The following is a 24,838-nucleotide window of genomic DNA, read 5'->3' as shown; positions in this document are numbered from 1 at the left end:
GGTCGAAAATCCAAACAAACGATCAAGAATTGGGAGCTTCACGCAATGACCAAGCCATTGAGCATGATCCCCCGAACAGGCTGTTCGGCCCTGGCGCTTTGCGCGGCCCTGGCGGCATCGCCCGCCCTGGCCGCCGACGCGCCGGCACAGTTGGAAGAGATTGTCGTGACGGCCACGCGCCGTCTGTCGACGGTGCTGGATGTCCCCTACAATATCTCCGCTGTCGAAGGGTCCACCATCGACAAGGCGAAGATCCAGGACACGGCCGAACTGATGCGCGGCATGCCCGGCATCACCATGGTCGATCGCGGCTATCGCAATGGCAGCGTCGTCAATGGCGTGCGCATCCGCGGCATGAATGTCGACAGCGCCTCGCTGGGTGACTATGCCGTGTCGGCGGTGTCCACCGTCTCCACCTATGTCAACGACACGCCGCTCTTGGCCAATTTCCTGCTGCGCGACATCAAGCGGGTGGAGTTCCTGCGCGGGCCGCAGGGTACGCTGTATGGCTCCGGCTCCCTGGCCGGCACCATCCGCTATATCCTGCAGGAACCCAATACCGACTTCACCGAAGGCCGGGCTTCCATTGGTGTCAGTCATGCCGATGGATCGGGCGGCATCGGCTGGACGGCGGACGCCATGCTGAACAAGCCCTTGTCGGACAAGCTGGCCCTGCGCCTGAACGCCGCGCATATCGATCAGCCGGGGACCGTCGATTACGTCAACCTGTACAAGCTGAACGCCAAGGGCGCGCCCGATGCACCCAGCGGCATCCTGAACCCGGCCGCCAGCTATGGGACGGACAAGGATGCCGATGATGTGGACATCTGGTTCGCGCGCGCCGAACTGCTGGCTGAACTGTCGGGAACCTTCAAGCTGAAGGCATCCTTCGCGCACCAGTCCGACGATGTGGGCGGCCGACGGGCGGAAACGCGGGGGTTTGACGGCTATGGCCATGCCTATGGCCATGACCAGAACGGGGCGGTGATGGCCGAACCATCGTCGCGCGATGTCGATCTGGCGGCCCTGGAAGCCACGGCCGATTTCGGCTTTGCCACGCTCACCTCCAGCACTTCCTGGTACGACCATGAAGGGGACAGCGTCAGCGACAATAGCGGCTTCTATGCCAAGGCCGGGTTCCTGTCCTTCTATTACAACTATCCCCGCCCCGCTGATGTCGCCGTCCGTTCCTATGGCGACCGCTCCATCGTGGAGGAACTGCGTCTGGTTTCCAACGAACCGGTGGGCATCTTCGACTATGTGGTCGGGCTCTATTACCAGGATCAGGACCTGAAGTCGGATCAGCAGAATGTGCTGCTGGGCTTCAAAAACTGGTTCGATGCCAAATATCCCAAGTCGGCCGCCAGCGTGGCCGGCGACGTGGATTTCGATTATCACCGTCGCGAAAGCTTCACCGACAAGGCTGTGTTCGGCGAGCTGACCGGGCACCTGACCGACAGTTTCCAGATCACCGGCGGCCTGCGCGCCTTCAAGAACAAGGCGCGCAACCACACCACCATGGACCTGCCGCTCTATACCGCCTATTCCAGCCCGACATCGGTGGATTTCCCGCAGGATGACAGCAAGGTGCTGTTCAAGGGCAATGCGTCCTGGAAACCGGACGAGGATACGCTGATCTATGCCACCGTCTCCGAAGGCTATCGCCGGGGCGGCAGCAACGCCGTGCCCACCCGCGGCAACTTTGCCGAGGATGCGCGCTGGCAGACCTATAATGCCGACACGGCCGTCAATTACGAAATGGGCGTAAAGGGCCGCATCGGGTCACAGCGTTATGGCCTGACCGGCTTCTATGTCGACTGGAGCCATATCCAGTTGAACACGGCCACCCCCGTCTGGGGCTTCTATGTCGTGCAGAATGGCGGCTCTGCCCGCTCCAAGGGGGCGGAACTGGAACTGTCGGGACCGCTGGCGCCGGGCCTGTCCTACACGCTGGGCTACACTTATGTGGATGCGCAACTGACGGACAATGTCGTCGCCCCCTACGACCCGACACTGGTGGTGGCGGCCAAGGGCACGACCCTGCCCAGCGCACCCAGGCACGCGGCCACATTCAGCCTGCAGCATGAACAGAAGGTCGGCAACGATTTGCGGCTGACGACGCGCCTGTCGGGATATTACCAGTCCGCCAGCCGCAATGCCGTCGTCCGCTCCGCTACCCATAATGTCGGCATCGCCCCGTTCCAGATCTGGAACCTGTCGGCCGGTCTGGCCCGCGACGGCTGGGACGCGACCCTGTTCGTGAAGAATGTCTTCAATGCCGATGGCGTGACGGGCATCTTCAGCGAACGCTATGCCGGCACGTCACCGGGCCAGGGCTTCTATGGCAATACCAACCGGTATCTGCTGTCGCAGCCGCGGACCGTCGGCCTGTCGGTCAGTTACAATTTCTGACCCCCTTCGACCGGGCGGCACCCCGCCGCCCGGTCCGGATTAAGGAAAGTGCCGCGATGGATGGTCCGCCGCCGCCCGGTTCCCTGCAATCCCGCCTGGCCGAGGCAGCGGCCCTGCTGTCGCGGCGGCAGGCGGCGGCGGCGCTTGATCTGCTGGAACCGCTGGTGGGGATGGACGGAGCGCCCGCCGCTGCTTGGCTGCTGCTGGCCCGCGCCCGTCAGGCGACGGGCCGGATCGGCCCGATGCTGGACGCGGCCCGCCGCGCCGCCACCCTGTCCCCGCAGGACCGTGAAGCCGTCCTGTTGCTGGTGGAAGCCCTGGTGCAGAATGGGCAGCGGCGGGAGGCCGGCGACATCCTGGCCCGGCTGGAACAGGGGGCGGGCGATGACGCGGCCCTGCTGGACCGGATCGGCACCATCCACAGCCATGGCAATCAGCATCAGGATGCCGAACGCTGTTATGGTCAGGCCATGCGTCTGCGGCCCAACCATCAGCCCTATCGCTACAACCACGCCACGGCGCTGATGGCGCTGGGCCGGATGGCAGAGGCTGAACAGGCGCTGGACCGGCTGATCCAGGCCGACCCGGCCGATGCCGATGCCTGGTACAACCGGTCCACCCTGCGCCGGCAGACGCCGGAACAGAACCATGTCGCCGGTATCCTGCGGCGGTTGCAGGCCCTGCGCACGCAAGTACCGGGCCCAGCGCGGGGAGAGGTGGAGCTGTGCTACGCCCTGGCCAAGGAGTTGGAGGATCTGGGCGACCATGCCGCGTCCTTCCAGGCGCTGCGGCGCGGGGCGGCGGCGCGGCGGGCCCGGATGGCCTATCGCGTCGAACAGGATCTGGAAACCATGGCGGCGCTGCGCGATGCCTTCACGGCCGACGCCATCGCCGATGCCAGGACGGGTGATGGCGGTGAGGGCGTGCTGTTCGTGCTGGGCCTGCCCCGGTCGGGCACGACGCTGGTCGACCGTATCCTGTCCTCCCACCCGCAGGTGGAAAGCCTGGGGGAGACCACGGACCTGACCATGGCGCTGCTGGATGTGCTGGGCCGCGCGCCGCCGCGCCTGGAACTGGTGCAGGCGTCGCTGAAGGTGGATTTCGCCGCCGTGGGCCGGCGCTATCTGGACCGCATCCGCCAATATGGCGCGGCGGCCCCCGTGCTGATCGACAAGAACCCGGTGAATTTCCTGTCGGTCGCCATCATCCGGCTGGCGCTGCCGCGGGCGCGCATCGTGCATCTGACGCGCGACCCGATGGACAGTTGCTTTGCCATGTACAAGACCCTGTTCCGTATGGGTTATCCCTTCTCCTACGATCTGGCGGATCTGGGGCGCTATTACCTGGGTCAGGCGGCGCTGATGGATCATTGGCGGCGCCTGTTCCCCGGCACGCTGCTGGACCTGTCCTATGAAAAGCTGGTGGCCGCGCAGGAGGCGGAGACCCGCCGCCTGCTGGACCATTGCGGCCTGGATTTCCATCCCGACTGTCTGGAATTCCACCGCAACGCCGCCCCCACGGCGACGGCCAGCGCCGCCCAGGTCCGCCAGCCTTTGCATGCACGGTCGGTCGGCGCCTGGCGCCGGCATGCCGCCGACCTTGAGCCGCTGGCCCGCATCCTGCGCGCCGGCGGCATCCCCATTCCCCCCCTGCCAGGAGATGCCTGATGGCACTGGACCGCTACCGGTTGCCCGAAGGGCTTCTGGCCTACGGGTTGCTGGCGCTAACGGCCACGGCCGGCCTGTTCTATGTGAACATCATGCCGGCCCTGGTGGCCGGGCTGGTGACGGCCGGCGGCTTCGACAGCCGTTCCGCCGGCTTCGTCATGTCGGCCAATGTCTATGGCGCGGCGGCGGGGGCGCTGGCCTGTGTGCCCTTCGTGCGGCGGCTGCGCTGGCGGCCGGTGCAGGCGGGCCTGCTGATCGCCATGATCATGCTGGACATGCTGTCGATCCTGATGCTGACCCCGGCGCTGCTGATCCCGCTGCGGGCCCTGCACGGGCTGTTGGGCGGATTTTCCGTCGGGCTGGGCCTGTCGGTCATCGCCCGCACGCAGCGGCAGGACCGGGCCTTCGGCATGCTGCTCTGCGTGCAATATGGGGCCGGCGGCCTGGGTGTCATCCTGATCCCGCATGTGCAGGCGGCATTGGGGCCAGCCGCCCTGTTCCTGGCCCTGGCCGGGCTCAGCGCCCTGGCCTTCGCAGCCCTGCCCTTTCTGCCGGCCTTTCCCGTGCCTGCCGCCCGGCCGGGTGGCGCCAGCGGGTCTACCGGCCCCGCGCCCGGTACGCGGACCACGCTGGCCCTGGCCCTGCTGGCGCTGTTCCTGTTCCAGAGCGGGAACATGGGCCTGGGCGCCTATATGATCGGCCTGGGCACCAGTTCCGGGCTGGAACCCGACTTCGTGCAGCCCGTGGTTGGCATCGCCGCCTGGACCGGGGCGCTGGGATCGGCCCTGGTGGTGGCGCTGGAGACAAGATTCGGACGTGTCTGGCCGCTGACCCTGGCCGTGCTGGTCAATGTCGCGGCCGCCTGGACCCTGCATTTCAGCGCCGATCCCGGCTTGTTCACCCTGGCCAATTGTGTCAGTGCCATCACCTGGTCCATGGCCGTGCCCTACCTGTTCGGCATCTGCGCGGCATTGGACAGATCGGGGCAATGGGCCTCGCTGGGTGGGTTCTTTTCCAAGCTGGGGCTGGCCAGCGGACCGCTGGCGGGTGCCCTGCTGCTGCGCGATGACCGGTATGGGATGCTGATCGACATGTCGGTGCTGGTATTGCTGGCCTGTCTGGCGGCATCCTTCCTGTCGGCCCGGCGCATGGCGAAGCGGCCCCTGACAGCGGAGACGGTCTGATCCATGGCGCGTGCCCTTCCCCCCTTTGCCGCCCTGCGCGCCTTCGAAGCGGCCGGGCGCCTGGGCGGCATCCGCCGCGCCGCGGCCGAACTGGGTATCGAACATGCGGCTGTCAGCCGCCATGTCCGCGCGCTGGAGGATTGGGCCGGCACGGCCTTGTTCGACCGGCGCGGCAACAGCCTGACCCTGACAGTGCCGGGCCGCCGCTTCCATGATCGTGTCGCCGCCGCCCTGGCAGAACTGCATGACGCCGCCGCCGAACTAGGCGACAGCGTAAGGCAGGACAGTCTGCGCGTCTGGTGCGTGCCCGGTTTTGCCCAGCGCTTCCTGCTGCCCCGCATCGGCCGGTTCCAGGAACAGCAGCCCGGCATCGCCCTGCAGATCCGCCCGTCCGAACAGGTGCCGGATCTGGCCCGGCACGAAGCCGACATCCTGATCGCCTATGGACAGGCGAACGGGCCCGGCCTCTACCAGGTGGAAATCGCCCGGCCGCGCGTGCTGCCTGTCTGCTCGCCCTCCTGGCTGGCCGCCCACGGCCCCCTGCCGGGTCCGGCCGATCTGCTGCGCGCCCGCCTGCTGCATGAGGAGGATCAGGGCCAGTGGCGGCGCTGGTTCCTGGCCTGCGGCATCGACAGCCCGGCCGACCTGCCGGGCCCCATGCTGTGGCATTCCACCCTGGCGATCGATGCCGCGCGCAATGGCGACGGGGTGGCACTGGCCAACAGTCTGCTGCTGGGCGACGATCTGCGGGCGGGCCGGTTGGTAGAACCGGTGGCCAGCGACGTGCGGCTGGACCCCTATATGCTGGTCTGCCGCGCCGATCGGCGGCGACAGCCGGCCATCCAATCCTTCTGCCGCTGGCTGCTGTCCGTCGTGAAGGATGAAGCCCATGACTAGGGCGATCGCCGCCCTGCTGCTGGCCCTGTTGCTGGCCCTGCCGGCCGCGGCCCGCCCGCCCCTGGGTCCTGATCTGTTGCGCAATGGCGGCCGCTTCGACCGGCCCGTGCCCAATGCCGCCTTCCTGCCGGGCCCCAATGCCGTGGCGGCGGACGGCACCTTGGAAGGGGTGCTGACCCTGTCAGGCCGGGCCGACCACATCGCCGTGCATCTGGACCTGTTCGGGGAGACGGCATCGGGCACGGACACACTTTCCGACCTGCCCACCCTGCACATTGCGCTGGTGCAGGATGGGGGCTTCCTGATCCCCGCAGACCAGGGTCTGGTCATCACCGGCCATCGTCGCTGGAACGCCATCATCGGGCCCGGCCGCATCTGGCGGGAACCGGGTGATGGTGGCTATCGCCGCGCGGCCCTGCCCCTGACCCTGGTGGAGCGCAACCAAAATTGCGCCCATCAGGGCAGCCTGACCCTGCTGATCGGCGACGGACCGTCCCCCGCCGTCTCGCACGCAGCCCTGCAGATTGTGAATGAGGGCTGCCCCGTCCTGAAATTCGACCTGACTGCCCTGCTGAAGGCGGAATTCCACGCAGCGCCCATCATTGACGCAGCAGCAATCCGGGTGACGCAGGCGCGGGAATTGTTGAGCCGTCTGCCGCTGCTGCCCCTGTCGCAACTGGCGCTTGACCACCCAGGGGTGGAGCCGGATCGGCTGCTGGCCGCCTTCCGCCATCAGGACAGCGTCCAGGCCCTGGGCGTCATCGTCGATGGCCGGCATTACGCGGCCGGCTGCCGGGGGCGTACCGATGCCGCGCTGGGCCCCTATCCCTTCTGCGCTGATCGTCGCCTGCCGTCCTATTCCACCGGCAAAAGCGTGTTTGCCGCCCTGGCCCAGATGCGGCTGGGGCAGATGTTCGGCCGGGACCTCTATGAAAGGCCGCTGCCCGACCTGCTGCCGGAGGCGGCAAGGGCCGGCGGCTGGGACGGAATCACCCTGTCGCATCTGAACGACATGGCCAGCGGCCGCTATGCCAGCCCGGAATTCGAGGCGGATGAGGAAGGGGAGACCATGGCCGCCTTCCTGACCGCTGAGGGGCGGGCGGAAAAGCTGTCCCTGGCCCTGAACGGCTTTCAGCGGCACGAACCGCCGGGACAGCGCTGGGTCTATCATTCCAGCGACACCTATCTGGCGACGGCGGCCATGGCCGCCTTTCTGGCGGGCCAGGGCGGCGGCGACCTGTTCGATCTGATGGTGCGCGACGTTTATGGTCCCCTGGGGCTCAGCGCCGGGTTCACCCGCACCATCCGCAGCGACAATCGGCCTGACGGGATGCCATCCGGCTATTATGGCCTGTTCTATACGCTGGACGATGTCGCCCGCCTGGGCCGGTTCCTGGCCGATGGGACGGGCCGCATCGGCGGCGTGCCCGTGCTGGATGAACAAAGGCTGCGCGCCGCCCTGTTCCGCGACGGGGCGACCGGCCTGCCCGTGCCGCCCTTGCCCGGAAGGCCCGCCGGCGGCTGGGTCTATCGCCATAACAGCTGGGGCCGGGTGGTGACGCCGGAGACGTTCCCCGGCCTTACCTGCCGCACCATCGTGCCCGTGTTCAGCGGCTATGGCGGGGTGACCATCATGCTGCCACCCAACGGCCTGATCTATTACGCCTTTTCCGACGGGTACGAATTTCCCGTGGACGCCGCTATCCAGCAGTTGGACCGCATCCGCCCGCTCTGTCCCTGACCATCTCAGGGCGGTGACTTTCAGTCACCACCAGATGCGCGCTTGTCGCCTGCGCAAGGGACGGGAAAGGCGACAGGATCGGTCCCGTCCTTCCATGACGGGAACCTTCAGCCCATGTCCAAGAATGCCGATCTGCTGGCCCGCCGCCGGGCCGCCGTGCCCGATGGTATCGCCACCGCCACGCCGCTGTTCGCCGCCCGCGCCGGCAATGCCGAATTATGGGATGCCGACGGCCGCCGCTTCATCGATTTCGCCGGCGGCATCGCCGTGCTGAACACGGGCCATCGCCATCCGCGTGTCATCGACGCCGTGCGCGACCAGTTGGACCGCTATACCCATACCGCTTTCCAGGTCGTGGCCTATGAACCCTATGTGCGGCTGGCCGAACGGCTGAACGCGCTGGCCCCCATGGACGGGCCGGCCAAGACGCTGTTGCTGTCCACCGGGGCTGAGGCCGTGGAAAATGCCGTGAAAATCGCGCGGGCCGCCACGGGCCGGACCGGCATCATCGCCTTTGCCGGCGGTTTCCATGGCCGCACCATGATGACCATGGCCCTGACCGGCAAGGTCGTGCCCTACAAGGCGCAGTTCGGTGCCCCGGCGGCCGGCGTGTTCCATGCCCCCTTCCCCTGCCCGTCCACGGGCCTGACCACGGCCGACAGCCTGTCGGCACTGGACCGCATCTTCGCCGCCGATATCGCGCCGGCCGATGTGGCGGCCATCATCATCGAACCCGTGCAGGGCGAGGGCGGTTTCCACGCCGCCCCGGCCGACCTGATGACGGCCCTGCGCGCGCTTTGCGACCGGCATGGCATCCTGCTGATCGCAGACGAGGTGCAGACCGGCTTCGCCCGCACGGGCCGGCTGTTCGCCATGGAACATTTCAGCGTAAAGCCCGACCTGATGACCGTCGCCAAAAGCCTGGCCGGCGGCTTCCCACTGTCCGCCGTCATCGGCCGCGCGGCCGTGATGGACAAGGTGCTGCCCGGCGGCCTGGGCGGCACCTATGCCGGCAGCCCGGTGGCCTGTGCCGCCGCCCTGGCCGTGCTGGACGTGATCGCAGAGGAGCGCCTGTGCGAAAGGGCGGAACGGGTCGGTGCCGCGTTTGAGGCGGCGATCAAATCGGCCCAGCGCGGTCCCGGCGGCAATGCCGTGCGCTGGTTCCGTCGCCTGGGCGCGATGGTCGCCTTCGACATGGTGGAAGCTGATGGCAGCCCCAGCGCCGCCAAGGCCAAGGCGGTCGTCGCCGCCGCCCTGGATCGTGGGCTGATCCTGCTGACCTGTGGCCTCTACGGCAATGCCATCCGCCTGCTGGTGCCCCTGACGGTGGAGGATGAAGTGCTGCGCGAAGGCATTGCCATCATGACCGCCGCCATCGCCGGCCTGGATGCGGAGTAATACCAAACTGCGATGAGCGGAACTCATCGCAGTTTGGTATCGGCGGCGACCGCCGCCGCGCCGCACATGCGGCGTAGCCAAGCCACCGGATGGTGGCGCCGGCGATTGAGGTCGGTGATCGGTCACGATCACCAAGACACGGAATAAACACCATGACCGATACCAACCGTTTCCCCAGCCTGGCCTTCATTGATGGCGGCTGGGTCGACGCTCCGCGCAGCCTGGATGTGAATGATCCGGCCACCGGCGCCATCATCGCCCGCATTCCCGCCCTGGAGGCCGCCGACAGCATCCGCGCCATCGACGCCGCATCCGACGCTCTGCCCGACTGGCGTCGGCGCACGGCGGCCGATCGCGGCCGGCTGATCCGCCGCTGGCACGATCTGATGCTGGCGCGGCTGGAAGATCTGGCGGCCCTGCTGACGGCCGAGCAGGGCAAGCCCCTGGCCGAAGCCCGCGCCGAAATCCGCTATGCCGCCAGCTTCCTGGACTGGTTCGCGGAGGAAGGCCGCCGCGCCTATGGCCATGTCATCCCCGCGCATCAGGCCGGCCGGCACCTGCAGGTGCTGCGCCAGCCGGTGGGCGTGGTCGCGGCCATCACCCCGTGGAACTTCCCGGCAGCCATGGTGACGCGCAAGCTGGGGCCGGCGCTGGCGGCCGGTTGCACGGTGGTGCTGAAACCATCGGAACTGACGCCGCTGACGGCGCTGGCGCTTGCCGCCCTGGCGCAGGAAGCGGGCATTCCGCCCGGCGTGCTGAATGTGGTGACGGGGCTGGCGGCGGCGGTGGCCGACCCGCTGCTGGATGATCCGCGCGTGGCCAAGCTGACCTTCACCGGATCGACAGCGGTAGGCAAGATGCTGACGGCGCGCTGTGCCGCCACCATGAAGCGTGTGTCGATGGAGTTGGGCGGCAACGCCCCTTTCATCGTGTTCGACGATGCCAACCTGGAAGATGCGGCCGACGGTCTGATGCAGGCCAAGTTCCGCAATGCCGGCCAGACCTGTGTCTGCGCCAACCGGGTGCTGGTGCAGGACAGCGTGCTGGCCCGCTTCACCGACATCATGGCGGCCCGTATCGATGCCCTGACCGTCGGTCCCGGCCGCGATCCGGGGGTGCAGATCGGCCCCCTGATCCATGAAGGGGCGGCCGATCGGGTGACAGGCATGGTGCAGGCCGCCCTGGCCGACGGCGCCCGCCTGATCATGGGCGGCACCCGACATGCCGCCGGACCGGCCTTCGTGACGCCCGGCCTGCTGACCGGCGTTGCCGCCCGTTCCGCCATCGCAAGGCAGGAGATTTTCGGCCCCATCGCGGCCATCCAGTCCTTCCGGACAGAGGCCGACGCCCTGCGTCTGGCCAATGACAGTCCGGCCGGGCTGGCGGCTTACGTCTATACATCCGGCCTGGACCGGTATCACCGGGTCATCGACCAGATCGCGGCCGGCATGGTGGGCGTCAATACCGGCCTGATTTCCAGCGAAGTGCTGCCCTTCGGCGGGATCAAGGAATCCGGCCTGGGCCGCGAAGGCGGCTTCTGCGGCATCGACGAATTCCTGGAAATGAAATCCGTCTGCACCGCGGTGGGGGTGTAGGGGCTGTCTGGTTCAGGTGGAATCGGAATGGTTTTCCCTGCCGTCCCCAGCCTGCACCCATAGGTGGCTAACTTAACCTATCGCCCCCTCCTTGCTTCCCCCGCGAAAGCGGGGGTCCAGGGGCCAAAGGCACTGAATGTTGGCACTAGTGGGCCCTGTTCCCCGCTTCCGCGGGGAAGGCACCTTATTCCAAGGGGGTAAGTTAGCGCCTACGGACCTACGCCAGGGGGGGGGCGGTGGAGAGGACTTCAACCTAACAAGGTGCGGGAAAAGGCTTTCGCGTCGCGAGGGAGAGGGGGGCGGCAAGATTAGGAAAGACAGATTGCCGGAAATAGCCCGGCCGCAGCAGCGAAATGGTTTTTCCGCACCCTGCTAAACCCGTCTCACTCCCTCACAACGTAAGTATAGAACCGGATACGCCCGTCCGCGTCCTGCTTGCGATAGACACCCTGGATTTCATTGTCGAAACCGGGGAACAGGTTGGCCCCCTTCTCGAACACTTTCAGGTAATCGATCATGGGCATGGCCGCTTCCGTCAGCCGTTCGCCCGGCAGGACGGTGGCGATGCCAGGCGGATAGACCAGCATCAGCGTGGTGGCGATGCGGCCCGGCAACTGGTCCAGGGTGACGAAATCCACCTTGTTGCGGACAAGCTGCTTGGCCGCCTTGTGCGGCAGCATGGCCATTTCCGGCAGATGTTCGGGCCGGAACTGGGCGCGCTGCAGGGCGCTGATATTATGCTCGCGGTAAAAGGCATGGATGTCGCGGCACAGATCGCCCAGCCGCACGCCATTATAACGCGGTGCCCGGCGGCGTACGAAATCGGGCATGATCTCGTCCAGCAGGGCGTTGTCGTCGTGCAGGCGCTTGAAGAAGATCAGCGCACTCATCAACCCGCCGGCCTTGCCGCTTTCCACGCCGGGCGTCAGCAGGAACAGCAGCGAATTCAGGTCGTTCTTTTCCGGCACGATCTGGTTTTCACGTAAGTACTCGGCCACCACCGGAGCCGGCACGCCCTGTTCCAGATAGGCGCCGGTGCGGCGGTCGAAACCGGGCGTCAGGATGGTCAGCTTGTTGGGGTCGGTCATGGCATAGTTGGGGCCCAGATGGCTGAACCCATGCCAACCGCGCCCCGGTTCCAGCATCCAATGCGCCGGATCACGGGCCAGTTCGTCCGTCGGCACATCCTCCCAGCGCATGTCGCGCCCATCGAAGCGGGTGATGTCCGGGACAAACGGGTCAAAGAACCATTGGCGGGCGGGATCGCTTTCCTTGTCGATGAATTCCCGCGCGATGGCGCGCAGCTTCTTGCGCGTCTCAATGCCCAGGCGGATCGTATCGTCCCACAGCACCTCGCCCGACTTACCCTTCATCATCTGCGCACCGACATCCAGCGAGGCGAAGATGGGATAGAACGGGCTGGTGGAGGCGTGCTGCAAAAAGCTTTCATTGAAGCGGCGATGTTCGACGCGGCGTTCGATATCGCCGATATGCTTGTCCTTCACATGGATCTGTGAGGCCTGGCTGAAGCTGGCCAGCTGCTTGTGCGTGGACTGGGTGGTGATGATGCCGGGGCTGTCGGGGCCCAGATTTTTCACCCCCATGCCGTAACGTCCCTGGAACAGCGGGTGGAACTTCATGAAGCCAGCCCAGGCCTCGTCAAACATGATGTAATCGCAAAGCGGGCCCAGCTTTTCGACCAGCATATCGGCATTGTTGATGGTGCCGTCATAGGAACATTGCTGGATCACGGCCACGCGGAAAGGGCGCGGCTTCTTCCAGGCGTCGGGGTCCTTCACCCAGGGGTTGGTGCGGATCTTCTCCCGAATCTTGTCCTCGTCCAGCGCCTCATAATCGATGGGGCCGATCAGGCCGTGGGCGTTGCGGTCGGTTTCCAGGAAAATCGGCGTGCCCTGGCCCAGCAGCAGGGCACCATGATGGGCGGCCTTGTGGTTGTTGCGGTCGAACAGGACCAGATCGTCCTCCGCCACCAAAGCGCCCAGCACCACCTTGTTCGATGCCGACGTGCCGTTCAGCACGAAATAGGTGCGCTCCGCCCCGAAAATCTTGGCGGCTTCCTTCTGCGCGCGCAGCGCCGGCCCTTCATGCACCAGCAGGTCACCCAGATCGACGACGGAATTGTCCAGATCGTCGCGGAAGATCGCCTCGCCCAGATGTTCGACGAAGATGCGGCCGATAGGGCTGCGGCTATAGAAGATGCCGCCATTGTGACCCGGACAGGTCCACATCTGGTTGCCTTCCTCGGCATAGTCCACCAAGGCGCCGAAGAAGGGGGTTTTCAGGGTTTCGGCATATTGGCGCAGGCGGCTGATCAGGTTCTTGGCGATGAATTGCGGCGTCTCCTCGGCCAGGAAGACATAGCCGTCGATCTCCCGCATCACCTCTACCGGGATATCCTCCAGCCGCTTGCGCCGGACCAGCAGCACGATGGGCATTTCCAGCCCGCGCGCACGAACCAGGGAGATCAGGGCCGCCGCCTTGCCCTCCGACCAGCGCTTGCCCCAGTCCAGAACCATGCAGCCGATGGCGGCATCGGTGCGGATGGCCAGTTCGGCATCCTCGATGCGGCGGGCCTTGGTGACTTCAAAGCCCAGCCGCTCCACCTCGCCGATAATGTCCTGCAGCCGCGACCCCTCCAGTTCGTCCGCCTCGAACGCGGGCGCACAAACCAGGAAATTGAAGCGGCGGAAGAATTCCATATCTGTGGCTCCCGTGGGACTGAAAGATGAAACCGCGATGGCGGGTGAGGAGGGGAGCATGCCGCACCCTCAATCGCAAACGAAGTTTCAAAGAAAATCACATCGGGATAGGTGATGTGCACCGGCGGCCGCCTGCGGAACCCCGGATGGGCGGTCGGCGTCAGGGCGACAGCCAGTAGCGTTGTTGCGCCAGCGCCGTCAGGTCGTCCGCGAATTCGCGGCGCACCGTCTCCAGTGCCTGCATGGGAGAGCCGGTGGCCAGCAGCCGGATCATCTTGCCGAAGAAAATACATTGCGGCAGCATCGCATCCAGCGGACGCACCCTGGCGCCCACCCGTTCCAGTACCTGCTTCCAGGAACGGATCTGATCGGCGATGCTGTTCCAGATCATCGGGCGCAGTTCCGGTCGCCGCGACGCTTCCAGCCAGACGCTCATGTTCGCCAGATTCTGGTCGGCGAAGGCCGTCACCTCCCGCAGGAACACGACAGCGGTCCGGTCGATCAGCCTTTCCAGGTCGTGCGGTCCCGTCTCCATGGCGGCGGCCAGGCGGTAACGCTGTTTCGATTCCTCGAACAGCTGCGCCTGGGCCGCCGCCAACAGGCTGTCCATGGTGGGGAAATGATAGGCGGGCCCCGCCGGCGCCAAGCCCGCCTGATCAGCCACCGTGCGGTAGCTGACGGCAGCACTGCCCTCACTGGTCAGGATGGCAATGGCGGCAGCAATGATCCGGCCCCGCGTCTCCGCCGATTTGCGGCCGGGTTTGGTAAGCGGCGACACCGTCGCGGGGGCCGGCGGCGCCCAGATTTCCAGGGGGGAAGCACCGGACAGCAGCACGGCCGCGACCTGCGCCTCCGTCAACCCCAAAGCCAGCACCATCAGCAGCAGGCCGATCATGCCGTCGATGGCAGAGCGCGCCGTCGCCTGCGGATCGGGGGAACCTGTGGTCCGCGCGATCTCCTGCCACACCGCCGGCAAGTCAGCGAACCAGGCCTGCGCCAGGGCCAGACTTTCCGGATGGCGGGGCGCATCCAGCACGATCTCGTTCCAGCAGAGGGCCCCCTTGCGGTCCCGGCCCACGGCATTGCTCAGCAGCCGGACGACATAGTGATGGACGGACCCGTTGTGTCCGGACCGGGCCGCCCGCCGGAAGGTTTCCGCATAACCCTGCAGAATCTGGTCGGACGCGGCGGCCACCATGTCGAACTTGCCGTCGAAATAATAGGTGGTTGCCGCCAGGGAGACGCCGGCCTCCCGCGCCACCAAGCGGTGCGTGAGACCGGCAATGCCATGGCCTGCCATGATCGTGACGATGGCATCCACCATGCGGGCGCGGCGCTGCTGGGACCGTTCCTGCTTTTCCCCCCGGCCGCGCGCGGGCGGCACGGGTTCGGCTTGCTCTGTCATGCTGACCATGGCGCTTCCTTGACGGCCCGAAGGCTACCGTCCCGCCGCCCTGCACCGCAAGCCCCGTGCCGAAGGGTTCAGTATCCCAGAAACTGCGCCGGGGTCATATCCAGCGCCGTGCTATCCAGCCGTTCCACCACACCCAGCAGGGGCAGGGCCCGTGGCAGTTCGTACCGGAAGAAATAGCGGCAGGCGGCGATCTTGCCCTGATAGAAATCGGCCTCGGCTGCTCCGGCCGGCGTGGCCAGCGCCCTGTCGGCCGCCAATGCCTGTTTCAGCCACAACCAGGCGATGACGATATGGCCGCTGGCATCAAGATAGAGCGTGGCATTGGCCAGGCCGCGTTCCACATCGGCGCAGGCCTGGACGGCGCGGGTGGCCCGACCCAGCCCGGCCAGTGCTGCATGCAGGGCATCGATCTCCGCCGTGAAACCGCCCTGGGCCTCCGCCACGTCCTGGGTCTGGCCGATTTCCAGGACCAGCAGGTCCATGGCCCATCCGCCCTCCATCCGCACCTTGCGGCCCAGCAGGTCCAGGCCATGGATGCCATAGGTCCCCTCGTGAATGGCATTCAGGCGGTTGTCGCGGTAATGGCGCTCCACGGGATATTCCCGCGTGTAGCCGTAGCCGCCCAGCACCTGGATGGCCAGCTTGTTGGCTTCCAGGCAATGTTCGGCCGGCCAGGATTTGGCCATGGGGGTCAGCAGTTCCAGCATCAGGTGCAGGTCGCGGCGCTCCATCTCGTCCGTCGTGGTGGCCATCCGATCGACCAGCATCGTGCAGTAGCAGGACAGGGCCAGGGCCCCTTCCACCGCCGCCTTCTGGGCCAGCAGCATGCGGCGCACATCGGCATGGTCGATGATGGGAACCTGTGGGGTGGTCGCATCCTTGTTGTGCAAGGGACGGCCCTGCGGCCGGGTGCGCGCGTAATCCAGTGAGTAGAGATAGCCCGCCTGCGCCGACATGGCCGAATTGGCACCCACGCCGATCCGCGCCTCGTTCATCATGTGGAACATGCAGGCCAGGCCGTGGTGGGGTTCGCCCAGCAGATAGCCCAGGCAATCCCCCCCTTCGCCGAAATTCAGCAGGCAGTTGGTCGTGCCGCGCTGGCCCATCTTATGGTTCAGGCCGGCCAGCGCGATATTGTTGCAGGCACCGGGCGCCCCGTCGGCACCAACCCGGTATTTCGGCACGATGAACAGGGACAGGCCCTTCACACCCGGCGGCCCGTCCGGACGGCGCGCCAGCACCATATGCACGATGTTTTCCGTCAGATCGTGGTCACCGCCGGATATCCACATCTTGGTGCCGGTGATGCGGTGCAGGCGTCCCTCCAGCGGTTCAGCGCGGGTGCGGATATCGGACAGGGACGACCCGGCCTGGGGTTCTGACAGGCACATGGTGCCGAACCAGCGCCCTTCCATCATGGGGGAAAGGTAGGTCGATTTCTGTTCATCCGTACCAAACGCCGCCAACATATTGGCTGCGGCCACGGTCAGCAGCTGGTAATTGGCGATGCCGATATTGGCCGCCGCCAGGATGCCATTGATCAGCATGGTGACGGTCGCCGGCATCTGCAGCCCGCCCAGGTCATGGCCGAACCCCGCAGAGAACAGGCCCGCCTCGGCACAGGCGGACAGGGCTTGCCCCACCCGCGCGTCAATCCGCACGCCGCCATCAACGAATTGCGGCTCCTGCGCGTCCAGATCGGCCGCGCAGGGCAGGAAATCCCTCTCTGCGATGGCCTGCGTGGTGTCCAGCACCGCACTGATGGCGGCACGGTCAAAGGCGCAGAAGCGCGGCGTCGCCAACACCTTGTCGAAATCCAGGGTCTCGAACAGCACGAAGTCAAGGTTCCGGCGATGCACGACCAGGGACATGGCAACCGCTCCTGTCAGGTTCCGGCAAGGGCAGCAAGAGAGCCCTTGGGTTCGCGGATGGATTAAGGGCAGGCCGTATCGCCGGTCAACATATTTTGATCAATCGTACCAATTTTTTCACTGGACGCGTCTGATGCAAAAATTAATACTGACTTTCGTGTCAGTCAGTATTGACGGTCACAAGAGGGTATGAGAACGTCAATCCGTTAGCGCCAAAGCGTCGCCAAGACGCCGCCGCAACAGGGAGGAAAAATTGAGAAACCTAGCTTGCACGGCGTCGGTGACGGCGCTGCTGGCGGCTGCGTCCGCTGCTGTCGCGCAGACCCCGACCAACGACAAGGTCGTGCTGGAAGAGATCGTGGTGACGGCGACCCGCCGCGTCGAACGTCTGCAGGACGTGCCGCTGTCCATCACGGCCTTCACCCAGGCGGAACTGACCCAGAAGGGCATTATCGGCGTCGAGGGCATCGCCAAGGAGACGCCGGGCGTGGTGATGGACCAGCGCAGCAGCAACAATCTCAGCGTCACCACCCGCGGCATTTCGGTCAACGGCTATGATGCCGGGCTGCAAAGCACGACCACCGTCTATCTGAACGACCTGCCGCTGACCACCATCGGCAATTCGGTGACGCTGGACCCCAGCCTGTTCGATGTGGAACGGGTGGAATTCCTGCGCGGGCCGCAGGGCACGTTGTTCGGGTCGGGCTCCCTGTCGGGTGCGCTGCGCATCCTGACCAAGAGCCCCGACCTGACCCGTTCCGACAAGGCGCTGTCCGTCGACGAGGCCTACTCGCCCGCCTCCGACGGGCTGCGCCAGCGCTATAACGGCATGCTGAACGTGCCGCTGGTAGAAGACAAGCTGGGCCTGCGGGTCGTCGGCTTCTACCGGCACGAGGATGGGTATGTCGAGAATACGGGCACCGGCAAGAAGAACGCCAACACCCTGGAAAGCTGGGGCGGCCGGGCGGTCATGCTGTGGCAGCCCACAGAGCGGCTCAGTCTGAAGCTGATGGCGCTTTACGAGGACAGCCAGCCCCAGGATGCCTCCCTGGTGACGCCGTCACTGGGCAAGCGCAAGCGCTACACCACCATGCCGGACCTCTATACGTCCGAGACGCAGCAGTATAATGCCACGCTGGATTATGATTTCGACTGGGCGCACCTGACCAGTTCCAGCAGCTATGGGCACCAGAAGGGACATTTCGACGTCGACCTGTCGGGTACCTTCAACCTGGCCATTCCCTATGACCTGTTCAATACCGGCATCTGGAAGACCTTCGTGCAGGAAACCCGCCTGGTCTCGGAAACCGGCGGGCGGTTCGACTGGACGGTCGGCGGCTATTATCTGCACCGTGACCAGTTCCTGGACGCACGCCAGGCATCGCGGCCCGCCTTCCTGGCGGCCCGCGGGATCACCGGCCTGATGCCGGACGGCACCTTCTATTCCAGCGTGACGGATGCCACGTCCTATGAGCTGGCTGGTTTCGGGGAACTGACCTTCCACATCACCGACAAGCTGTCCGCCATCGGCGGCCTGCGCTATGGCAAATACAAGACCGATGTGGACGTGGTGTCGGGCTTCAATTCGGCCTATTTCACCTATGCGCTTGGTGGCATCCGCGGCCCCCTGACCCTGGTGCAGACCGCACCGGTCACCAGGGATTATCCGTCGGCCGAGAAATCGTCATGGAAGGCCAGCCTGTCCTATGAACCGGCACGGAACATGACCCTGTACGCAACTGTGTCCACGGGATACCGCACGCCGGTCTACAATGTCCGCGCCGGCAGCGTCAGCACCGTCAGCCCCAGCGATCTGGTCATCCCGGCCGGTGCGACTTCCGACGACCTGACCAATTACGAAGCGGGGATCAAGGGCACCTGGCTGGATGGCAAGCTGACCGCCAATCTGGCCGCCTATTATATCGACTGGAAGAACCTGCAGGTCCAGGCGAACCGCGTTTCCGACAGCGTGCAGTTCGCCACCAATATCGGCAAGGCGGTCAGCAAGGGTCTGGAAGCGGAGATTACGCTGCGACCGGTCTCCCGGCTGACGCTGGGACTGAACGGCGCGCTGAACAATGCCAAGGTGACCAAGCTGTCAACGCAGGAAGCGCAGATTTCCGGTGCCGTGGACGGTTCGCGGCTGGCCTCGCCGCACCTGCAGGGATCGTTCTTCGGCACCTACAGCTACACCATGTTCAACGACAGGCCCGCCTTCACCAGCTTCCAGATCCAGCATGTCGGCTCCTTTCCCGTCGGCTTCCCCAACACGCCGGGCAAGCCGACGGTGCCACGGCCGACCTATGACAGCACCGATGCCTATACGCTGTTCAACATGCAGACAGGCATCACCTTCGACGATCTGACCCTTACCCTTTATGGGGAGAACCTGACCAACCGCTACGCCGTCACCTATGTGCATCCCGAAGCGTTCGTCTATAGCCGCTATGCCGTGACGCGGCCGCGTACCTTCGGCATCCGGCTGGGGTACAGCCTGTGGTGACGGTGCCGATATCCGTCCGCAAGCGGACCTGGATGGCGATGGCCGGGCTCTGCCTGACCGCAGCCATCGCCGGCTGGACCGGGACAGGACTGGCGGCGTCCGGCCCGCAGGTCCGTGTGGCCGGCGGCATGCTGGAGGGTACGGTGACGTCAGACGCCGCCGTGACCGCCTTCAAGGGCATCCCCTATGCGGAACCGCCGACGGGGGAGCGACGCTGGCGTCCCCCTGTCCCGGCACAGCCCTGGTCCGGCGTGCGGGACGCGACGAATTTCGGCAAGTCCTGTCTGCAGCCACCACCGGTCCCCACCAGTCTCTATTATGGCGGCATGGCCCCGATGGGGGAGGATTGCCTGACCTTGAATGTCTGGGCACCGGCGGGGGCCAGGGACCTGCCCGTCATGGTCTGGATCCATGGCGGGGCGCTGTTGGGCGGCAGCAGTTCCGAACCGCTTTATGACGGCACGAAGATCGCGCAACAGGGCGTGATCTTCGTTTCCATCAATTACCGGCTGGGATTACTGGGCTTCCTGGCGCACCCGGCACTCAGTGCTGAATCACCGCAAGGGCTGTCCGGCAATTACGCCCTTCTGGACCAGATCGAGGCGTTGCGCTGGGTCCAGCGGAACATCGCCGCCTTTGGCGGGGACCCTGCCAAGGTCACCGTGGCGGGGGAATCCGCCGGCGGGCTCAGCACCATCGCCCTGATGGCCAGCCCGCAGGCCAAGGGCCTGTTCCGTGCCGCAATCACGCAGAGCGGCTATATGCCGGCATACCGTGCTCTGCGGGAGGAGACGCTGGGCCTTCCCTCCGCCGAAGCGCAAGGTGACGCCCTGGGTAGGCTGGCGGGGGTCACGGATGCGGCATCGCTGCGTGCCGCCGATCTGGTCACCCTGTTCAAGGCCGGTCTGGCCACAGGCTGGGCACCGGAACCGGTGATCGACGGGGTCATTCTGAAACGGCAATTGGCCGACACGTTCGCCCGTGGCGAACAGGCAAAGGTCGCCGTCCTGGCCGGCTTCAATGAAGGGGAGATCCGGTCCCTGCCCTTCCTGATGCCGAAGAACGTGCCCGACACGAAGGAGGCGTATCAGGCGGATATCCGCCAGCGCTTCGGTAACCGCGCCGCCGATTTCCTGGCGATCTATCCCGGCGACGATCCGAAGGGGGATGCCGCCGCCTCCATCCGCGACGGGCTTTACGGCTGGGCCGCCCAATATGTGGCCCGGCAGCAGGCGGCGGCGGGACAGCCTGCCTTCCTCTATTATTTCCGGCACAGCACGCCGGCACAGCGGGAACGCAAGCTGGCCGCCTTCCATGCCAGCGAACTGCCCTACATCTTCGGCCAGGTCGGCGCGGACGCGGCCCTGGGCCCCAACTGGCCGCGGCCGCCATTGAGCGAGGATGAGGCCCGGCTGTCGTCGGCGATGATGGGCTACTGGCTGTCCTTCGTCCGCGATGGTGTTCCCGGCAACGACAGGGTGGCCCCCTGGCCGCGTTATGTACCGGGCCAGGGCGATTATCTGGATATTGAAACACGGCCTTCCGCCCGGCGTGGCCCGCTGACCCCTGCCTTCGCCTTTGCCGATGCGGTTGTGGAGGATCGGCACCGTCAGGGGCGCGCCTGGCGGCTCGACATCGGGTTCTCTGCCTTTTAACCCTACTTGGGTGTGGGACGGTCCGGTATCCGTCCCGCAAGCGGCGTCAAGTCGGGAGTCTGGAGTATCATGAGCAACGTTGAACAGCCCACCCGCAGCAAGAACCACAAGGCCCGCGTCCGGGAAGAGTCCATCGAGCGCATCCTGGACGCGGCCGAGCAACTTTTTGCGGAGTTCGGCTATCACGGCTTCACCTTGAAGGATGTGGCGGCCCGTGTCGGCGTCAGTTCGACGCTGATCCATTACCATTTCAGCGGCAAGGACAGCATCTGCGAGGCTGTATGGGCGCGCAAGGCGCCGATCTCTGCCCGCAACCGCCTGGAATCCATGCGGCGCTACGCCGAGGAGGTCGGGGACAGGATCACGGTCGAAGGGGCGCTGGCGGCCTGGATCGATGCCGACCTGAATGTACAGATCGAGGAAACCGACCAGTGGCGGGCCTTCGGCAAGATCGCGGCCCAGGCCAACAGCGCCGCCGGCTGGGGTGCGGAAAAGATGACCAAATATTTCAATCCGGTCGTCCTGGCCCTGATCGATCTGTTGAAGAGGGCCATGCCCGACTGCGACGAGGAGACGATCTTCTGGGGCTACCATTTCGTATCCGGGGCCATGACGCACAATATGGCGCGCACCGGACGTCTGGACGAACTGTCCCACGGCCTCTGCTCCTCCGACGATTTCGTCTCCATCCGGCGGCACATGGCCAAATTCATGGCCGCCGGATTTGAAGCCATCTGCCGGGAGGAAGCGGCCCGGAAACGCAAGACATCCCCCTAGCGCCCCGTGGGAGCGACGCAGCACCATGACCAGCCCCTTGCCCCCCGGCGCCATGCAGCCTTATGCGCTGACGCTGGACCGTTTCATCGACCATGCAGCCAAGTGGCATGGCGCAACGGAGGTCGTGACGGCCGGCAGCGGCGGCACCGGTGCCCGGATCGGCTATGCCGCGCTGCGCGACCGCGCCCGCCTGCTGTCCGGTGCCTTGCAGGCATTGGGCCTGGGGACCGGCGATAATCTGGGCCTGCTGGCCTGGAACAGTCAGGCGCATATGGAATGCTGGTACGGGGCCGTCGGGGTCGGGATCGTCTGTCACACGCTGAACCCGCGTCTGTCGCCGACGCATCTGGCCGCGATGATCCATCAGGCCGGCAATCGTGTGCTGGCCGTCAGCCCCGACCTGACGACCCTGGCGCGGGATCTGGCCGGACTTTGCCCCTCACTTCAGCATATCGTGGTGCTGGACGAACCCGGCATGTCCGGCCCCCTGCCCGATTGCGGCCCCGCCCAGTCCTGGCATTACGCCGATCTTCTGACAACCCATGGCCATGCCGTCGCCTGGGGCGGGGTGGATGAGAATGCGGCCGCCGGCCTGTGCTTCACGTCGGGCACCACGGGGGCGCCCAAGGGCGTCACCTACACGCACCGGTCCAATTATCTGCACACGGTCCACCAGCTTCAGGCGGATGCCTGCGGCCTGACCGCACGCGACTGCGTGCTGGTCGCCGTGCCCATGTTCCATGCCAATGGCTGGGGCTTCCCCTTCTCCGCCCCAGCAGCGGGTGCAAAGCTGGTCCTGCCCGGCCGCCATCAGGATGGCGCCAGCCTGGCCCACCTGATCAACCGCGAAGGTGTCACCGTGGCGGCCGGCGTGGCCACCGTCTGGCTGGGGCTGGCCGACCATCTGGACCGGACGGGCGGGCAAACGCCGTCGCTGCGCCGCGTGATGGTGGGCGGGGCAGCGATGCCGCAGGCACTGATGGACAGGCTGGAACAGCGCCTGGGCGTCGTCGTCCAGACCAGCTGGGGCATGACCGAACTGTCGCCCCTGGGCACGGCGGCGGCACCGACGGCGCCTTTGCGCAGGGCGTCACAGTCGGGCCGGCCGGCCTTGGGCGTCGACCTGCTGCTGACCGACGCGGACGGGGTCGCCCTGCCCCAACAGCGCGGCCGGGAGGGGCGGCTGCGGGTGCGGGGTGCCGCCGTGGTGCAGCGCTATTTCGGGCAGCGGGAACCGGCTGTCGACGCCGGTGGCTGGTTCGATACGGGCGATCTGGCCAGCATTGATGATGTGGGCAATGTCACCATCACCGGCCGCGCCAAGGACCTGATCAAGTCGGGCGGCGAATGGATCAATCCGGGCGAGATCGAAGCCATTATCGGCGCCCTGGCCGATGTGGCGCAGGTTGCCGTCATCGGCAGGGCCGACGCCAGATGGGGGGAACGCCCCGTGCTGGTGGTGGAGCCGCGCCAGGGGGCGGAGATCGCGGACGATACATTGCTGGGCGCCCTGCGGCCGCGCGTGCCCTCCTGGTGGCTGCCCGATGCCGTCGTGCGGGTCGGCGCCATGCCGGTGGCCGCCACGGGCAAGATCGACAAGACGCGCCTGCGTGCCGACTACGGCTGATTTCTGGGTTTCCCAATAAAAATAGCCAGGGAGGATCAGATGAGGACGACACGCCGCCAGATGCTGGCGGGACTGGCCATGGCCACGACACTCCGCCCCTCCCTGGCAAGGGGTGCATCGCGCCGACCGATGCCCAAGGGCTTCCTCTGGGGCTCGGCCATTTCCGCCCATCAGAGCGAGGGCAACAATACCAATTCCGACAGTTGGCTGCTGGAGCACCTGCCGGAGACGGTCTACAAGGAACCGTCGGGTGCCGCCTGCGACAGCCATAACCGCTATGCGCAGGATTTCGCCATCGCCCGCGCCATCGGCCTGAACTGCTACCGGTTCGGCATCGAATGGGCGCGGATCGAACCGGAGGAAGGGCGGTTCAGCCAGACGGAGCTGGATCATTATGCCCGGGTCCTGGCCTCGTGCCGGGACCATGGGCTGCTGCCCATCGTCACCTACAACCATTTCACGGTGCCGTTGTGGTTCGCCGGGCGCGGCGGGTGGGAGGCACCGGACAGTGCCGACCTGTTCGCCCGCTTCTGCGAACGCGCCACGCGTGCGCTGGGCGATCAGATCGGCATGGCGTCGCCCTTCAACGAGGCCAATATCCATTTGCTGGTTAAGGTCTTCCGCCTGTCCGCCACGCCCGAACATCGCGCCAGGCGGACCCGAATGATCGAGGCGGCGGCGCGCGCCACCGGGTCGCCAGCCTTCTCCTCCATCCTGTTTGCCGACCCCGACCGGATCGAACCCAACCTGCTGGCAGCCCACGCCAAGGCCTATCAGGCGATCAAGGCCGGCCCCGGTGATTTCCCCGTTGGCGTCACGCTGACGACCCAGGCCGTGGAAGCGGTGGGCGCGGACAGTCTGGCCCCGCAGGTGGAAGCCACGCTCTATGGCGGCTGGTGGGACGCGGTGAACCAGAGCGACTTCATCGGCGTGCAGGCCTATACCCGCATCCGCGTCGATGCCAAGGGGCCGATGGCGCCGCCCGCCGGGGTGGAGATGACGGCGGCCGGGTACGAATATTACCCCAAGGCCCTGGGATCGGTGATCCGGCTGGCCGCTGCGAAAACGGCCAAGCCCATCCATGTCACCGAAACCGGCATCGCCACCGATGACGACACCCGCCGCATCGCCTGGCTGGATGACACCGTGGCGGAGGTGGAGCAGTGCCTGCGCGACGGTATCGATGTGCGCAGCTACATCTACTGGTCACTGCTGGATAATTTCGAATGGACGCAGGGATACGGCCAGCATTTCGGGCTGGTTTCTGTCGATCGCGACAGCTTCACCCGCACACCCAAGCCCAGCGCCCGCCATCTGGCCGGGATCATCGAGGCAAACTAAGGGCACAAGCCCCGGAAAACGAAACAGGGAGAGCGC

15 protein-coding genes are annotated in these 24,838 nt (G+C 66.1%); 12 read left to right on the top strand and 3 right to left on the bottom strand.

The features are described from left to right. Positions 1-45 precede the first annotated feature (45 nt). The 7 genes from ACODTW_RS00800 to ACODTW_RS00770 all read left to right on the top strand — a co-directional run bounded on the left by ACODTW_RS00800 (position 46) and on the right by ACODTW_RS00770 (position 10,894). A complete protein-coding gene (locus tag ACODTW_RS00800; RefSeq protein ID WP_488943960.1) occupies positions 46-2,412 on the top strand; it encodes a TonB-dependent receptor in 2,367 nt (788 codons plus the stop codon). A gap of 56 nt (positions 2,413-2,468) precedes the next feature. Next, the gene (locus ACODTW_RS00795) at positions 2,469-4,079 is read left to right on the top strand and encodes a sulfotransferase family protein (protein WP_488943959.1); all 1,611 of its coding nucleotides are present in this window, start codon (positions 2,469-2,471) and stop codon (positions 4,077-4,079) included. Then, complete coding sequence (locus tag ACODTW_RS00790; protein WP_488943958.1) at positions 4,079-5,263, top strand: hypothetical protein; 1,185 nt, start codon at positions 4,079-4,081, stop codon at positions 5,261-5,263. Before ACODTW_RS00795 ends, ACODTW_RS00790 begins: the two co-directional genes overlap by 1 nt. Before the next feature lie 3 nt (positions 5,264-5,266). Further along, positions 5,267-6,160 carry a LysR substrate-binding domain-containing protein gene (locus tag ACODTW_RS00785; RefSeq protein WP_488943957.1) on the top strand — a complete coding sequence of 298 codons (894 nt, stop codon included), beginning with the start codon at positions 5,267-5,269 and terminating at the stop codon, positions 6,158-6,160. Then, positions 6,153-7,901: a serine hydrolase gene (locus ACODTW_RS00780; protein ID WP_488943956.1), complete on the top strand. Its 1,749-nt coding sequence runs from the start codon at positions 6,153-6,155 to the stop codon at positions 7,899-7,901. The genes ACODTW_RS00785 and ACODTW_RS00780 overlap by 8 nt, the downstream gene beginning before the upstream one ends. Positions 7,902-8,015: 114 nt before the next feature. Next, a complete protein-coding gene (gene gabT, locus ACODTW_RS00775; RefSeq protein ID WP_488943955.1) occupies positions 8,016-9,299 on the top strand; it encodes a 4-aminobutyrate--2-oxoglutarate transaminase in 1,284 nt (427 codons plus the stop codon). A gap of 152 nt (positions 9,300-9,451) precedes the next feature. Beyond that, entirely contained in the window at positions 9,452-10,894 is a 1,443-nt protein-coding gene (locus ACODTW_RS00770; protein WP_488943954.1) for an NAD-dependent succinate-semialdehyde dehydrogenase, read from the top strand. Positions 10,895-11,277: 383 nt separating this feature from the next. On the opposite strand, the gene ACODTW_RS00765 is transcribed toward ACODTW_RS00770, so the two are convergent. The 3 genes from ACODTW_RS00765 to ACODTW_RS00755 all read right to left on the bottom strand — a co-directional run bounded on the left by ACODTW_RS00765 (position 11,278) and on the right by ACODTW_RS00755 (position 16,899). Continuing rightward, entirely contained in the window at positions 11,278-13,614 is a 2,337-nt protein-coding gene (locus ACODTW_RS00765; RefSeq protein ID WP_488943953.1) for an Orn/Lys/Arg family decarboxylase, read from the bottom strand. A gap of 160 nt (positions 13,615-13,774) precedes the next feature. Then, positions 13,775-15,028, bottom strand: coding sequence for a TetR/AcrR family transcriptional regulator (locus tag ACODTW_RS00760; protein WP_488943952.1), 1,254 nt, complete (start codon positions 15,026-15,028; stop codon positions 13,775-13,777). A gap of 68 nt (positions 15,029-15,096) precedes the next feature. After that, a complete protein-coding gene (locus ACODTW_RS00755) occupies positions 15,097-16,899 on the bottom strand; it encodes an acyl-CoA dehydrogenase (RefSeq protein ID WP_488943951.1) in 1,803 nt (600 codons plus the stop codon). Positions 16,900-17,152: 253 nt separating this feature from the next. Between ACODTW_RS00755 and ACODTW_RS00750 the strand changes: the two genes are divergently transcribed. The 5 genes from ACODTW_RS00750 (at position 17,153) to ACODTW_RS00730 (ending at position 24,802) form a co-directional block, all read left to right on the top strand. Further along, positions 17,153-19,402, top strand: a complete 2,250-nt coding sequence (locus tag ACODTW_RS00750) for a TonB-dependent receptor (protein ID WP_488943950.1) — start codon at positions 17,153-17,155, stop codon at positions 19,400-19,402. 32 nt (positions 19,403-19,434) lie between these two features. Further along, positions 19,435-21,057, top strand: a complete 1,623-nt coding sequence (locus tag ACODTW_RS00745) for a carboxylesterase/lipase family protein (RefSeq protein WP_488943949.1) — start codon at positions 19,435-19,437, stop codon at positions 21,055-21,057. Between the two features lie 69 nt (positions 21,058-21,126). Beyond that, entirely contained in the window at positions 21,127-21,834 is a 708-nt protein-coding gene (locus ACODTW_RS00740) for a TetR/AcrR family transcriptional regulator (protein ID WP_488943948.1), read from the top strand. Between the two features lie 25 nt (positions 21,835-21,859). Continuing rightward, on the top strand, positions 21,860-23,461 hold the full coding sequence (locus tag ACODTW_RS00735) for an AMP-binding protein (RefSeq protein ID WP_488943947.1): 1,602 nt from the start codon (positions 21,860-21,862) through the stop codon (positions 23,459-23,461). A 39-nt stretch (positions 23,462-23,500) separates the two neighbouring features. Then, positions 23,501-24,802 (top strand): glycoside hydrolase family 1 protein, encoded by a 1,302-nt coding sequence (locus ACODTW_RS00730; protein WP_488943946.1) that lies wholly within the window; start codon positions 23,501-23,503, stop codon positions 24,800-24,802. The last annotated feature ends 36 nt before the right edge of the window (positions 24,803-24,838 follow it).

This window comes from Niveispirillum sp. FG148, from assembly GCF_057809655.1.
The sequence above is the reverse complement of the archived record's forward strand: the minus strand, read 5'-3'. Positions and strand labels throughout refer to the sequence as shown.

Bases quoted from the DNA above. Each gene is read 5' to 3' on its own strand.
- ACODTW_RS00800 (WP_488943960.1), top strand. From the start codon at position 46: ATGACCAAGCCATTGAGCATGATCCCCCGAACAGGCTGTTCGGCCCTG.
- ACODTW_RS00795 (WP_488943959.1), top strand. From the start codon at position 2,469: ATGGATGGTCCGCCGCCGCCCGGTTCCCTGCAATCCCGCCTGGCCGAG.
- ACODTW_RS00790 (WP_488943958.1), top strand. From the start codon at position 4,079: ATGGCACTGGACCGCTACCGGTTGCCCGAAGGGCTTCTGGCCTACGGG.
- ACODTW_RS00785 (WP_488943957.1), top strand. From the start codon at position 5,267: ATGGCGCGTGCCCTTCCCCCCTTTGCCGCCCTGCGCGCCTTCGAAGCG.
- ACODTW_RS00780 (WP_488943956.1), top strand. From the start codon at position 6,153: ATGACTAGGGCGATCGCCGCCCTGCTGCTGGCCCTGTTGCTGGCCCTG.
- gabT (WP_488943955.1), top strand. From the start codon at position 8,016: ATGTCCAAGAATGCCGATCTGCTGGCCCGCCGCCGGGCCGCCGTGCCC.
- ACODTW_RS00770 (WP_488943954.1), top strand. From the start codon at position 9,452: ATGACCGATACCAACCGTTTCCCCAGCCTGGCCTTCATTGATGGCGGC.
- ACODTW_RS00765 (WP_488943953.1), bottom strand. From the start codon at position 13,614: ATGGAATTCTTCCGCCGCTTCAATTTCCTGGTTTGTGCGCCCGCGTTC.
- ACODTW_RS00760 (WP_488943952.1), bottom strand. From the start codon at position 15,028: ATGGTCAGCATGACAGAGCAAGCCGAACCCGTGCCGCCCGCGCGCGGC.
- ACODTW_RS00755 (WP_488943951.1), bottom strand. From the start codon at position 16,899: ATGTCCCTGGTCGTGCATCGCCGGAACCTTGACTTCGTGCTGTTCGAG.
- ACODTW_RS00745 (WP_488943949.1), top strand. From the start codon at position 19,435: ATGGCGATGGCCGGGCTCTGCCTGACCGCAGCCATCGCCGGCTGGACC.
- ACODTW_RS00740 (WP_488943948.1), top strand. From the start codon at position 21,127: ATGAGCAACGTTGAACAGCCCACCCGCAGCAAGAACCACAAGGCCCGC.
- ACODTW_RS00735 (WP_488943947.1), top strand. From the start codon at position 21,860: ATGACCAGCCCCTTGCCCCCCGGCGCCATGCAGCCTTATGCGCTGACG.
- ACODTW_RS00730 (WP_488943946.1), top strand. From the start codon at position 23,501: ATGAGGACGACACGCCGCCAGATGCTGGCGGGACTGGCCATGGCCACG.